The sequence below is a fragment of the Mesorhizobium sp. M6A.T.Ce.TU.016.01.1.1 genome, assembly GCF_003997065.1.
Taxonomy (GTDB): Bacteria; Pseudomonadota; Alphaproteobacteria; order Rhizobiales; family Rhizobiaceae; genus Mesorhizobium; species Mesorhizobium mediterraneum.
On sequence record NZ_RZTJ01000001.1, the window covers coordinates 147,586 to 160,459 of the forward strand.

The following is a 12,874-nucleotide window of genomic DNA, read 5'->3' on the forward strand; positions in this document are numbered from 1 at the left end:
TTTTCTCCGGAAACAATTATCGAGGGAGGGAGTGTTGCTCCCTCCCTTTTTTACCCGCCGGCGGCCGAGATGATGGCGTCGCGGTCGGTTTCGCCGGCCAGATCGATGCGGATCGCCGTTCCCGCGCGTGCCGGCTTGCGTAAGGCTTTGGCCCCGTCCGGACCAACGACCAGCAATCGCTTCTCGTCCCAGGCCTGAAGCCGCGATCGCGAGATGCCGAGTTCACCGGCGAGCAACCGGTCGAGCCGCAGCGCTGTCGGCATCTCCAGCCCGAGCTGGAGTTCGAGAGCGGTGGTGTTTTCCGGTCTGTCCCCAAGCACCTCCTTATGAACGGCGGCTTCGGGAAATTCCTCGACGCGCCCGATCCTGCTTCGCAGTGCGACAATATCGAAGGCATGGCGACGCGCCAGGGCCGGGTCGTTGCTTTCGAGCGCCTGCAGCAGCGCAGGCTCGATGTTGCGGCGATAGCATCGCTCCAGAATGCCGAAATTCCAGGAATTGTCGCAATCGACGCAGCGGTAGATCAACCACGCATCGATGCGTTTGCCATTGGCGTTGACGCGGAATTTCCCGCTGCTGTGGTACGCCTTCAGGCCACTGCAGCGATTGCAGTTGATGTGAGGTCGAGGCGCGGTTTTGGGTGCGATCGCCCAGCGGATACGCAGTATCGAGAACATGCCGAAAAGCCCTTCCCGTCGGGAAGTTCGTCAGATCGGCGATGTCGAGATGCCCATGCGGGCACGGCGTGGCGAGAGGCTGCGGTGGTCGGAAATCAGGTGTCGCGGGTGATTGTGCGCGACAGCGGTTCAGCAGTGCCAAACCGGTCTCGAACCGCCACCCTGAGGAACACATGATATGAAACAGACGCCGCGAAAAGCGGCGCCATGCATTGTGTCGGGGGAGTTGACGAGACCGGCGGTTACGTAGGCAAAGTGAAGCTCAAAAATGTGTCGGGACGAAACTTCTAGCTGCGACGCGTCGGGTCGACAAGCCCCTTCTATTATCGATGCTACCGCCGCGGGGGCACTTGCGCTAATATCGAGCAATCAACGTCCCAAGCAAAGATCCCGGTCATGCACTTCACCTCGCTTCTGATCTTCGCCGCCGCCCTTTTCGTCGCCGCTGGCTCGCCCGGCCCGTCGATTGCCGCTCTGGTGGCGCGGGTCATCGCAAAGGGCTTTCGCGACGTGTTCCCGTTCCTGCTCGCCATGTGGATCGGTGAGGGCATCTGGCTGTCGCTGGCGGTGTTCGGACTGGCGGTGGTGGCGCAGACCTTCCATCTTGCCTTCGTCGTGCTGAAATGGGTCGGCGTCGCCTATCTCGCCTACCTCGCCTGGAAGATGTGGACTGCCCCGGTCGAGGCGCGTGAGGGCGAGATGCCGCGCGAGGAGTCGGCCATCAAACTGTTCTTTGCCGGGATGGCGGTGACACTCGGCAATCCCAAGATCATGATGTTCTATCTGGCGCTGCTGCCGACCATCATCGATCTCGCCTCGGTGACGGTCGTCGGCTGGGTCGAGCTGACGCTGACCATGGCCGTGGTTCTGGTCGCCATCGATCTCGCCTGGGTGCTCGCGGCGGCGCAGGCGCGAAAGCTGTTGAAGAGCAAGCGGGCGATGAAGATCGCCAACCGCGTCAGCGCTGGCACCATGGCCGGCGCTGCGGCGGCGATCGCGGCGCGGTCCTGAGCCGGCGCGTCAACTCATTTCGATGATCGGCGCGATCTCGACGCTGAAACCCGGGTCCGTCAGGATAGGACAATCCTTGGCTTTGGCGACGGCATCGTCGATGTCTTTCGCTTCGATGATTGTATAGCCGGCGGTCGGATTGCTGCCGCCATTGTTCTCGACCTTGCCGCCGGGCAGCACGGTCTTCGACATGCCGACCGGATTGCCGCCGTCGACAACGGCCGAGCCAAGCTTGCCGTACCAGCCGTTCCAGGCATCCATCGCTGCTTTCCGCTCGGCCTCGTCGGTCGGCATCTTGCCCGAGCCGTGATAGACGTAGAGAAACTTCGCCATGGTCTCCTCCCTTGATCGCGGCATCGAACCGGCATGCGGTCACGCCGCAGGAGCGATCATCGGACCAAACCGGCAAAGACGCAACGAGAATGCGCGATAGCTAATATACAGATGACTCGCACATCACCGCGCCATCGCGTGGTATTCATCGTTCGGCCGCATGTCGACTGCCGCTGCCACCCGGTTCGACATGTTGAAGAAGGCGGCGGTCGAGGCGATGTCCCAGATGTCGCGGTCGGAAAAGCCAGCTTCACGCAGCGCTGCCCGGTCGGCTTCGACGATCTTCGCCGGCTGCTCGGTCAGCTTCACCGCGAATTCGAGCATCGCCTTCTGTCTCGCGGAAAGGTCGGCGGCGCGGAAATTCATCACCATCATCTCGCCGAAGGCCGGGTCCCCTGAAAGCTGGCGCACCGCCGCGCCATGGGCGGCGAGGCAATAATAGCAGTGGTTGATGGAGGAGACGGCCACCGCGATCATCTCGCGCTCCAGCTTCGACAGGCCGGATTGGCCCAGCATCAACTCGTTGTACATGTCGGTGAAGGCACGCAGCTTCGTCTCGTCGAAGGCGTAGGCCAAAAGCACATTGGGAACGAGGCCGAGCTTCTCCTCGCATTTGGCGAAATAGGCTTTTGTCGCTTCGCTCCGCTCCGCGGGTGCGAGATCGAGTGCAGTGATTTTGTCAGTCATGGCGGATTTTCTCCTTATTTTCGGTGACCCACCGGCGAATTCCGACATTTCGTCGCAAGCCGTCAAACCTTTGTCGCCAAGTACCGGTCATCTGCTACCATAGTTGCAAAACATATGACGGGAGGGATTAGCGACATGGCCGGCCTGAAATCCGCAAGCCAGTTGAAAAAGTTGAGCACGGCCAAGGGCAGCGAAAAGCCCGGCAGGCTTGCCGATTACCTGCTGGCCCGCGCGCCGGCCGAAGATGTCGCCGCCTATGATGTCGCCGACCTCGAGCGCGCCGCCGATCTCGCCGGCCGCGCCGTCGCCAGGCACAAGAAGGGCGATTGCGTCGTCGCCATAGAGGTCGATTCCGGTGTCGTCCGCCAGGGCAGGCCAATGACCGTGATCACTGTCGTCAATGACAACATGCCGTTCCTGTTCGATTCCATCCTCGGCGAGATCTCCGAGAGCGCCGGCGAACCGCTGCTGGTTACCCATCCGGTCATCGTCGTCAGGCACGGCAAGAGCGGCGTCGACGAAATCCTCGGTGATGGTGGCTTTGCCAAGGGCGATCACAGCCATGAACGCTTGAGCGTCATCCACGTCCATATCGGCCGTCTTTCGGCCGAGCAGGCCGAGGCATTGGCCGGACGGCTGAAGAAAATATTGGACCAGGTGCGCGCCGCTGTCACCGACTGGAAGCCGATGCTGGCCCGCCTCGACCAGGCAATCTCGGAGTTCCGCTACGCTCCGGTGCCGCTCGACAAGGCCCACGTCACCGAAGCGATCGCCCTCCTCGAATGGTTGCGCGACGACAATTTCACCTTTCTCGGCATGCGCGAGTTCAAATACACCGGCGGCGAGAAGAGCGGCACGCTGGAGCGCACCGAAAAGCCTGGCCTCGGCATCCTCTCCGATCCCGACGTGCTGGTGCTGCGGCGCGGCACCGAAGCGGTGACGACGACGCCGGAAATCCGCGCCTTCCTGCATGGGCCGGAACCGCTGATCGTCACCAAGGCCAACGCCAAATCGTCGGTGCACCGCCGCATCTATCTCGACTACATCGGCGTCAAGACCTACACCGCCAAGGGCGTGCTTTCGGGCGAGCTGCGCATCGTCGGCCTGTTCACCTCGACGGCCTATACGCGCTCGGTGATGAAAATCCCCTATCTCAGGTCGAAAGCCGAAACGATCATCGCCAAATCCGGTTTCAACCCTGAAGATCACTCCGGCAAGGCACTGATCAACGTGCTGGAGAGCTATCCGCGCGACGAGTTGTTCCAAGTTCCGGTGCCGGTCCTGCGCAAGCACGCCGAAGCGCTTCTGGGGCTGATCGAGCGGCCGCGCGTCAGGGCGCTGGTGCGCGTCGACCAGTTCGACCGCTTCGTCTCGATCCTCGTCTTCGTGCCGCGCGACCGCTACGATAGCATCGTGCGCGAGAAGATCGGCACCTATCTGAAGACGGTGTTCGAAGGCCGGCTGTCGGCCTACTATCCCGCCTTTCCGGAAGGCGGACTGGCGCGCGTCCATTTCATCATCGGCCGTTCCGGCGGCAGAACGCCGAAGATCGACCAGGCGACGATCGAGGCAGCGATCCGCGCCATCGTGCGGACCTGGGACGACATTCTGCGCGAGACCGCGGCCGAGACCGGCGCCGATGCGACGCTCACGGCGATCGCCGCGCGCTTCTCGGGAAGCTATCGCGACAGCTTCTCGCCGGCTGAGGCATTGGCCGATGCCGGGCGCATCGCCAGGATCAGCGCGGCCAATCCGATCGCCATCGACTACTACCGCCATGTCGACCAGGAACCGCATCAGGCGGCGCTGAAGATCTATCACCATGGCAGCCCGGTGGCGCTGTCGCGACGGGTGCCGGTGCTGGAGAACATCGGTTTCCGCGTTATCAGCGAGCGCACCTTCGAGGTCGGCGACGATGCTTCCGGCATGATCAATAGTGATCAGCCGGGCATGATCAATAGTGATCAGCCGGGCATGGTCTTCATCCACGACATGGAGCTCGAAAACAGCTACGGCAAGCCGATCGACCTTGACGACCGCGGCGCGCTGTTCGAGGACGCGTTCCTTTCCGTCTGGCGCGGCGACATCGACAATGACGGCTATAACGGCCTTGCCCAGACCGCGGGCCTGTGGTCGGGCGAGGTCACCATCCTGCGTGCCTATGGCCGCTATCTGCAGCAGGCCGGGATCCCGCAGAGCCAGGATTTCATTGCCGCCGCGCTCAACCGCTATCCGGAAATCGCGCGTGGCCTGCACGAGCTGTTCGTCGCCCGCCTCGGACCGACCGCCGAGACGGAAGGGTTGGTCGCGGCCAAGCACCTCAAGGCCAAGATCAGGGATGCGTTGGAGGAGGTTCCCAACATCGATGACGACACCATCATCCGTCGCTACCTCAACCTGATCGAAGCCTCGCTACGCACCAATCATTTCGTCCCCGATATGAAAGAGAAGGGCCAGTCGCTGGCGATCAAGCTCGATTCGCAGGCAGTCGACGGCCTGCCGGCGCCGCGGCCGTGGCGGGAGATCTTCGTCTACGGTTCCGAGGTCGAGGGCGTGCACCTGCGCTTCGGCCCGGTCGCCCGCGGCGGTCTGCGTTGGTCGGACCGCGCCCAGGACTATCGCACCGAGGTGCTCGGCCTGGTCAAGGCGCAGCAGGTCAAGAATGCGGTAATCGTGCCGGTTGGCGCCAAGGGCGGCTTCTATCCGAAGAAGTTGCCGATGGGCGCCGGCCGCGACGCCATCTTCGAAGCCGGCGCGTCCGCCTACAAGAATTACGTCTCCAGCCTGTTGTCGATCACCGACAATATCGGCATCGACGAGGTTATCCCGCCTGCCGGTGTGATCAGGCGCGACGAGGACGATCCCTATTTCGTCGTTGCCGCCGACAAGGGCACGGCGACCTTCTCCGACACCGCCAATGCCATCAGCGAGAAGCATGGCTTCTGGCTCGACGACGCCTTCGCCAGCGGCGGCTCGGCCGGCTACGACCATAAGAAGATGGGCATCACCGCCAAGGGCGCCTGGGAAGCGGTCAAGCGGCATTTCCGCGAGATGAACCGCGATATCCAGACCACACCCTTCACCGTTGTCGGCGTCGGCGACATGTCGGGCGACGTGTTCGGCAACGGCATGCTCCTGTCCGAGAAGACCCGGCTGATCGCCGCCTTCGACCATCGCGACATCTTCATCGATCCCGATCCCGACATGGCGGCTTCGATGGCCGAGCGCCGGCGCATGTTCGCCCTCGCTCGTTCGAGCTGGCAGGACTACGACAAGACAAAACTGTCCGAAGGCGGCGTCATCGTCTCGCGCGGCCAGAAGTCGATCACGCTGCCGCCGGCCGCAGCCGCGGCGATCGGTCTCGGCAAGACGACCGCCTCGACGGTCGAGATCATGAACGCCATCCTCAAGGCGCCGGTCGACCTTTTATGGTTCGGCGGCATCGGCACGTATCTGAGGGCATCAACGGAAACCAACCAAGATGTCGGCGATCGCGCCAACGATGCTATTCGGGTGACCGCGCTCGACGTGCGCGCCAAGGTCATCGGCGAGGGCGCCAATCTCGGCGTGACGCAGCGGGCCCGCATTGAGTTCGGGCTGAATGGCGGTCGCTGCAATTCCGACGCCATCGACAATTCGGGCGGCGTCAACTGCTCCGATGTCGAGGTCAACATCAAGATCGCGCTGGCTTCCGCCATGCGCAAGGGGGCGCTTACCCGCCCAGTGCGCAACAAGCTGCTTGCCGAGATGACCGACGAGGTAAGCGCGCTGGTGCTGTCCAACAATTACGAGCAGACGCTGGCGCTGTCCCTTGCCCGCAAGCGCGGCCTCGCCGACATCGCCCATCAGAGCCGCTTCATGGCAGCGCTCGAGGCGCGCGGCCTGCTCGACCGCGCGGTGGAGACGCTGCCGTCGCCGGCTGCCCTTGCCGAGCGCGAGGCGCGCGGTGAGCCGTTGACCAGGGCCGAGCTCGGCGTGCTGTTGGCCTATGCCAAGATCGTGCTGTTTTCCGACATCGTCGCCAGCGACGTGCCGGACGATCTGCATTTCGACCGTGACCTGATGGGTTATTTTCCGGACCGTATGGCGAAGAAATACGCGGCCGAGATCCATGGCCATCGCCTGCGCCGCGAAATCATCGCCCGTGTCGTCGCCAACGACCTGGTCAATCGCGGCGGTCCATCCTTCGTCAACAGGCTGCAGGAAGCGACCGGCCGCAGCGCGGCCGACGTGGTCCGGACCTTCGCCTTGGTGCGCGACGGCTTCGGATTGCCGGCGCTCTATCGCCAGATCGACGCGCTCGACAATCAGATCGACGGACAGGTGCAGCTCGACCTCTATCAGACCGTTAGCCGGCTTATCTATGTGGCCAGCGGCTGGTATCTCAAGAACGATACCGGCACCGCACCGCCCGGCCAAAGGATCGCCGAATTGCAGGACGCGCGCAAGGCACTGGAGCCGAAGCTCGTTTCGCTGTTGCCAGCCTTCTCGCGCGAGTGGATCGAGGAGCGGCGGCATGGTCTAGCCAAGGGCGGCGCGCCCGAAAGGCTTGCCGAACAACTGGCGCTGACCGATGTGGCAGGCGTCGTCCCTGACATCGCGCTGACGGCCCGAACGGCGAATGCCGACATTGTCGTCGCCGCGAAGGCGTTTTTCGCTGTCAGCGATGCGTTCCGCATTCCGCGTGTCGAGGACGCAGCGCGCTCGATCGCGCCATCCGACTACTACGATCAATTGGCTCTCTCCCGCGCCACCGACACGATCGGCGCGGCCAGGCGCGGCATCGCGGTGGCGGCGCTGACCGGTCATGCCGAGGCGGCGGATCCGGTAGCGGCATGGCTGGAGGCGGGCGGGGAACGGGTCGCGCGTATCCGCGAGCGGCTGCAGGCGCTGACCGAGGGCGGCGACATCACCGTGTCGCGGCTGTCGGTGGCATCGGGCCTGATCAGCGACCTGACGGGGATGTGAGAAGTCTTCCACATCGCGCGGGATTGCCGGCAAAAACTGCGCTATAGAGCGAAGCGGCGACCGCTCCGGGGCGCCGTTTGCGGGAGGGGATATGGCCGAAATAGCAGTGCAGCGGGCATCGGGACGCGGCATCTGGGGGTGGATGCTGTTCGACTGGGCGGCGCAGCCGTTCTTCACGGTCATCACCACCTTCATCTTCGGACCCTATTTCGTCTCGCGCATGGCGAGCGATCCGGCCACGGGCCTGGCGGTGTGGGGTTACGGTATCGCCGCTGCGGGTCTGGCCATCGCCGTGCTGTCGCCGATCCTCGGATCGATCGCCGACCAGACCGGCCCGCGAAAGCCGTGGATCGCGTTCTTCGCCGCGATTAAGATCACCAGTCTCTGCCTGCTGTGGTTCGCAGCGCCCGGCTCGAACGTCTTCCTGGTCGTGCTGTTCTTCTCGCTGGCTTCGGTCGCGGCGGAATTCTCGACCGTCTTCAACGATTCGATGATGCCGCGCCTGGTGCCCAAGGGCGAAATCGGCAGGATCTCCAACATCGCCTGGGGGCTCGGCTATCTCGGCGGCATGATCGCGCTGATCTTTGTCGTCGTCTTCATGGCCAGTTCGCCGGAAACCGGCAAGACGATCGTCGGCCTAGATCCGGTCCTCGGCCTCGACCCGAAACTCGGCGAGGACGCTCGGGCGACCGGGCCCCTGTCGGCTGCCTGGTATCTCCTGTTCATCCTGCCAATGTTCTTTTTTACACCGGATGCGGCCAGGGGCATTCCCCTTGGCCCGGCGGTGCGCGAGGGCCTGTCGGAATTGAAATCGACAATGGCCGAAGTGCGCCAACGCAGCGGCATCTTCCGCTTTCTCGTCGCCCGCATGATCTACCAGGACGGCGTCATTGCACTTCTTACGCTGGGCGGTGCTTTTGCGGCGGCGATGTTCAACTGGTCGATCACCGAGATCGGCCTGTTCGGCATTATCCTGAACGTCGTCGCCATCGTCGGCTGCCTGGTTGCCGCACGCCTCGACGTGGCGCTTGGCTCCAAGACCATAGTGATGATTTCGCTTGTCCTGCTCAGCATCGCGACGATCGGTATCGTTTCGACCGGACCGGGCTATACGCTGTTCCGTGCCTGGATGATGCCCGGAGCCGATAGCGGCGGTTTGTTCGGTACACCGGCGGAAAAAGCCTACATCTTCTTCGGTCTGCTGATCGGGCTTGCCTTCGGGCCGGTGCAGGCATCGTCGCGCTCCTACATGGCGCGCAGCGTCACCGCTGCCGAGGCTGGCCGCTATTTCGGCATCTATGCGCTGGCCGGGCGGGCGACCAGTTTCCTCGCCCCGTTCACGGTGGCGACGATCAGCTGGGTCAGCGGTTCGGACAGGCTCGGTATGGCTGCAATTGTGCTGTTCCTCGGCGTCGGTCTGGCGATCCTTGTCCGCACGCCGTATCCGGCGGACCAGCCGGCGGAGTGAACTGTTCTTCCCTTCTCCCCTTGTGGGAGAAGGTGGATCGGCGCGATAGCGCCGAGACGGATGAGGGGTGTTGGAAGAAACTCAACCTGAAACATCAAGGGATTTGAAGCGCTTACGTCTTCGTCGCAGCGATCCTGCCAGCACCCCTCATCCGACCGAGCTTCGCTCGGCCACCTTCTCCCACAGGGGGAGAAGGGAAGAAGGGCTCAGTGCCTGAAATGCCTGACGCCCGTAAACACCATGGCGATACCGTGCGCGTCGGCGGCGGCGATGACATCGTCGTCGCGCATCGAGCCGCCCGGCTGGATGACGGCCGTAGCGCCGGCTTCGATCGCCGACAGGAGCCCGTCGGCGAAGGGAAAGAACGCGTCTGACGCGACAACAGAACCTTTGGTCAGCGGCTCGGCCAGGCCGGCAGCCTCGGCCGCGTCGAGCGCCTTGCGGGCGGCGATGCGCGAGGAATCGACCCGGCTCATCTGGCCCGCGCCGATGCCGACGGTGGCGCCATCTCTGACATAGACGATGGCGTTCGACTTGACGTGCTTTGCGACGCGGAAAGCGAATTTGAGATCGGCCATTTCGGCCGGCGTCGGCGCGCGCTTGGTCACCACTTTCAGGTCGAGGTCGTCGACCACCGCATTGTCGCGGCCCTGGACGAGCAACCCGCCGGAAACGGATTTCACGGTGGTGCCGGCCGAGCGCGGATCGGGCAGGCCGCCGGTGACAAGCAAGCGTAGATTCTTCTTGGCGGCGACGATGCGGATAGCTTCTTCCGAGGCGCCCGGCGCGATGATGACCTCGGTGAAGGTTTTCACGACCTCCTCGGCGGCCTCGGCATCGAGAATACGGTTCATCGCGACAATGCCGCCAAAGGCCGAGACCGGATCGCAGGCAAGCGCCTTGGCGTAGGCCGCCTTCAGCGAAGTGCCCTCGGCGACGCCGCACGGGTTGGCGTGCTTGATGATGGCGACGGTGGCGGAGCGGGCCGGATCGAACTCGCCAACCAGCTCGAAGGCGGCGTCGGTGTCGTTAATGTTGTTGTAGGAAAGCTGCTTGCCCTGAAGCTGGCGCGCCGTCGCGACGCCCGGCCGCTTGTCGCCATCGATGTAGAAGCCGGCGCCCTGATGCGGGTTCTCGCCGTAGCGCATCACCTGGTCCAGCCTGCCGCCGAAGGCACGCCAGGTGGGATGCTCGATCTCCAGCGCCTCGGCGAACCAGCCGGAGATCGCCGCATCATAGCTGGCAGTGCGGGCAAAGGCCTTGGCCGCCAGCTTCTTGCGGAAATCCAGCGAGAGCGAGCCGAAATTCATCTCCAGAGCGTTGAGCACCGAGGCATAGTCCTCGGGATCGGTGACGATGGCGACATAAGCGTGGTTCTTGGCCGAAGCGCGGATCATCGCCGGGCCGCCTATGTCGATGTTCTCGACAATCGAGGCGTAAGCGGCGCCGGAGCGGCGGACGTCCTCGAAAGGGTAGAGATTGGAGACGACGAGATCGATAGGCTCGATGCCATGATCGCGCATCGCCGCCGCGTGTTCGGGATCGTCGCGCACGCCAAGCAGCGCGCCATGCACCGACGGATGCAGCGTCTTGACGCGGCCGTCCATGATCTCTGGAAAGCCGGTAAGCTCAGAGACGTCGCGGACGGCCATGCCTGCTTCAGCGATCGCCTTTGCCGTGCCGCCGGTGGAGACCAGCTCGACACCCGCCGCGGCCAGCGCCCGCGCGAGATCGAGGAGCCCGGTCTTGTCGAAAACGGAGAGCAGCGCGCGACGCACGGGAACGAGATCGGGCGCGGGAATGTTCTTGGCGGCGACGGCCATGGGCTGGCGGCCTTTCACGGCTGGTTGGGAAAGTGTCCGCGCGCCGTAGCACATGAGACCTGGAAATCAAACTGCGAGGCTAGCCGCAGTCTCAGCTTTTTTCCGGATGACCGGCGATGACCGTTCGCGTCAGTTGCCAATGGACTTCGGAAACCTCCGATGCCCTGAAGGCCAGCACGATCTGCCGGCTGCGGCGCGGGCCGCCAAGACCGGCGAAATAGATGGATTCCTCGACCTCGGGCGCCACCTCGGTACAGGTGAACACCCAGGTGTCGGCCTGGTCAGCGGCCAGCACCAGGCGGTCGTGCTCGTCCTGAAGCATGCCTATGTCGGGATGGATGTGGAAGCGCACCGTGACGAAATCGCGGCCATTGTTGCGGATCGCGGCATTGCCGGGCCGCTGAAAACGGTCCCTGCCGGCGAGCACGTTGCCGTTCGTCGACAATTTCAGCTCGCGCTCATGCAGCAAGCCGAAGCGCGCGACATAGCCGTCGTGACGGGCCAGGAAACCCTGGCTGCCCGGCTGGTCGGTGCGTTTGCAAGGCACATGCTGCGGGCCGCCGATCAACGGCGTGCCGAGGAGATCGTTGACGCGCAGCGAATGGCTGAAACGCGCCGACGAGGTGTCGTTGATGGTGGCGGTCGAGTGGGCGGCCGTGGCGCGGGCAAGCGGCCTGAATTCGGCGGCGCCATAGGTGTCGACGCCAGCGTTGACGACATAATGCTGGCGGCCGGACGACAGCTCGAAGGCCAGGCATCCGGCGTGCGCCGCGTTGGAAACGTCGATGGGCGGTGGCAGGCCGGTATCGGCGACCACGGTGACGCCGCCCATGGAGAGGCGTTCGTAGCCCGAATGTGGCGCGTGCAGCAACGGCGCGCCGGCGGTGTCGTCGTGGCGCAGAATGGTGGCGATGCGGTCGTGGATGGTCGCGCCCATGCCGTTGAAGCGAGCGAGGCTGCCGTCCTGGTGGCGAAAGAAGCGCAGCGCCGGCAGCATACGGTCGATGGCGCCCATCAGCGCCGCCGGCGGCGTCTCGGCTTGATTGGCATAAGTCTGGCGCAACGGCAGAAGGTCGGCGAGGATTTCAAGCACGGTCATCGGATTGCGGGAAATATGGCCGCCATCCGGCAGAATCTGACGGTCAAGCTCTTCGGCCAGGTTGCGGGTCGCGCCGCGCAAAGCCGATGCCGGCGCCGGTAGCGACAAAGCGGCAAAGGCAAGCGCGATGCGGGCGCGCAGCCTGTCCTTGCCGTCCGGCATCTCGCGTGCCATCGCCCTGAGATAGCGGATCTGCACGGCCAGCGATTTCAGGAATGCCCGGTAAAAGGGAAATTCAGCGCCCTGCAGCACCACCGAGGAATGCTGCAGCCAGGCGATGACGCGCTTGGCCGTCGTGCCGGGCTCCCAGGCGACACCGGAAATTTGGCTGCCATGGATAGTGATCCAGTCGGAGACCAGCGCGCGCGCGTTGGCGGCGGCAAGCTCGGTGCCGGCGGCGCGCATATGGCGCAGCCAGCGAAAACCGTGCAGGGCCTTTTGCCATCCGGGATTGGGCACGGCGATCTGGAAGGGCGATTTGCCGCCGGTCTCGACCAGATGTCCCGACAGCGGATAGCGGCCATAGTAGATCTCCAGCGCGATCTGGGGGTCGGCCAGGCGCAGGTCCGGCGGAGCGATCAAAACGCGTTCCGGCGTGCGGCCGGAGTAGCGCCAGCGATAGACCGGCCCGGCGCGCAGGCGCCGGCGCGTCTTGCGCCAAAACTCCTTCGCGACAAGCGTCCATAGACGTGTCGTGCTGCCGGCAGCGATCGCCAAAAGCCCTCCTCATAGCCCTCAAGCCGAAGACAAGTTTATATGATTCAAGAACTTATGCGAAGGCGAATTCATCGGAAGCTTTGGAGTTCAG

Annotated in this window: 8 protein-coding genes; 3 read left to right on the forward strand and 5 right to left on the reverse strand. The window is 64.0% G+C overall.

Annotated features, from left to right (window positions below; genetic code table 11):
- Positions 1-50 precede the first annotated feature (50 nt).
- Positions 51-677 carry a DUF1062 domain-containing protein gene (locus EOC94_RS00765; protein WP_095487625.1) on the reverse strand — a complete coding sequence of 209 codons (627 nt, stop codon included), beginning with the start codon at positions 675-677 and terminating at the stop codon, positions 51-53.
- Between the two features lie 396 nt (positions 678-1,073).
- Here EOC94_RS00765 and EOC94_RS00770 point away from each other — a divergent pair, with 396 nt between their 5' ends.
- Entirely contained in the window at positions 1,074-1,688 is a 615-nt protein-coding gene (locus tag EOC94_RS00770; protein ID WP_095487623.1) for a LysE family translocator, read from the forward strand.
- Positions 1,689-1,697: 9 nt separating this feature from the next.
- On the opposite strand, the gene EOC94_RS00775 is transcribed toward EOC94_RS00770, so the two are convergent.
- Together EOC94_RS00775 and EOC94_RS00780 are read right to left on the reverse strand one after the other, a co-directional pair.
- The gene (locus EOC94_RS00775; protein WP_095487621.1) at positions 1,698-2,021 is read right to left on the reverse strand and encodes a YciI family protein; all 324 of its coding nucleotides are present in this window, start codon (positions 2,019-2,021) and stop codon (positions 1,698-1,700) included.
- A gap of 123 nt (positions 2,022-2,144) precedes the next feature.
- On the reverse strand, positions 2,145-2,708 hold the full coding sequence (locus EOC94_RS00780; protein WP_095487619.1) for a peroxidase-related enzyme: 564 nt from the start codon (positions 2,706-2,708) through the stop codon (positions 2,145-2,147).
- Positions 2,709-2,843: 135 nt separating this feature from the next.
- On the opposite strand from EOC94_RS00780, the gene EOC94_RS00785 reads away from it, so the two are divergent.
- Both EOC94_RS00785 and EOC94_RS00790 read left to right on the forward strand, forming a co-directional pair.
- The gene (locus EOC94_RS00785; RefSeq protein WP_127288327.1) at positions 2,844-7,676 is read left to right on the forward strand and encodes an NAD-glutamate dehydrogenase; all 4,833 of its coding nucleotides are present in this window, start codon (positions 2,844-2,846) and stop codon (positions 7,674-7,676) included.
- A 91-nt stretch (positions 7,677-7,767) separates the two neighbouring features.
- A complete protein-coding gene (locus tag EOC94_RS00790) occupies positions 7,768-9,144 on the forward strand; it encodes an MFS transporter (RefSeq protein WP_127288328.1) in 1,377 nt (458 codons plus the stop codon).
- 206 nt (positions 9,145-9,350) lie between these two features.
- Here the strand turns inward: EOC94_RS00790 and purH are convergent, their stop codons facing one another.
- Together purH and EOC94_RS00800 are read right to left on the reverse strand one after the other, a co-directional pair.
- On the reverse strand, positions 9,351-10,967 hold the full coding sequence (gene purH / locus EOC94_RS00795) for a bifunctional phosphoribosylaminoimidazolecarboxamide formyltransferase/IMP cyclohydrolase (RefSeq protein WP_127288329.1): 1,617 nt from the start codon (positions 10,965-10,967) through the stop codon (positions 9,351-9,353).
- A 91-nt stretch (positions 10,968-11,058) separates the two neighbouring features.
- Positions 11,059-12,783, reverse strand: coding sequence for a heparinase II/III family protein (locus EOC94_RS00800; RefSeq protein WP_095487613.1), 1,725 nt, complete (start codon positions 12,781-12,783; stop codon positions 11,059-11,061).
- Between the last annotated feature and the right edge of the window lie 91 nt (positions 12,784-12,874).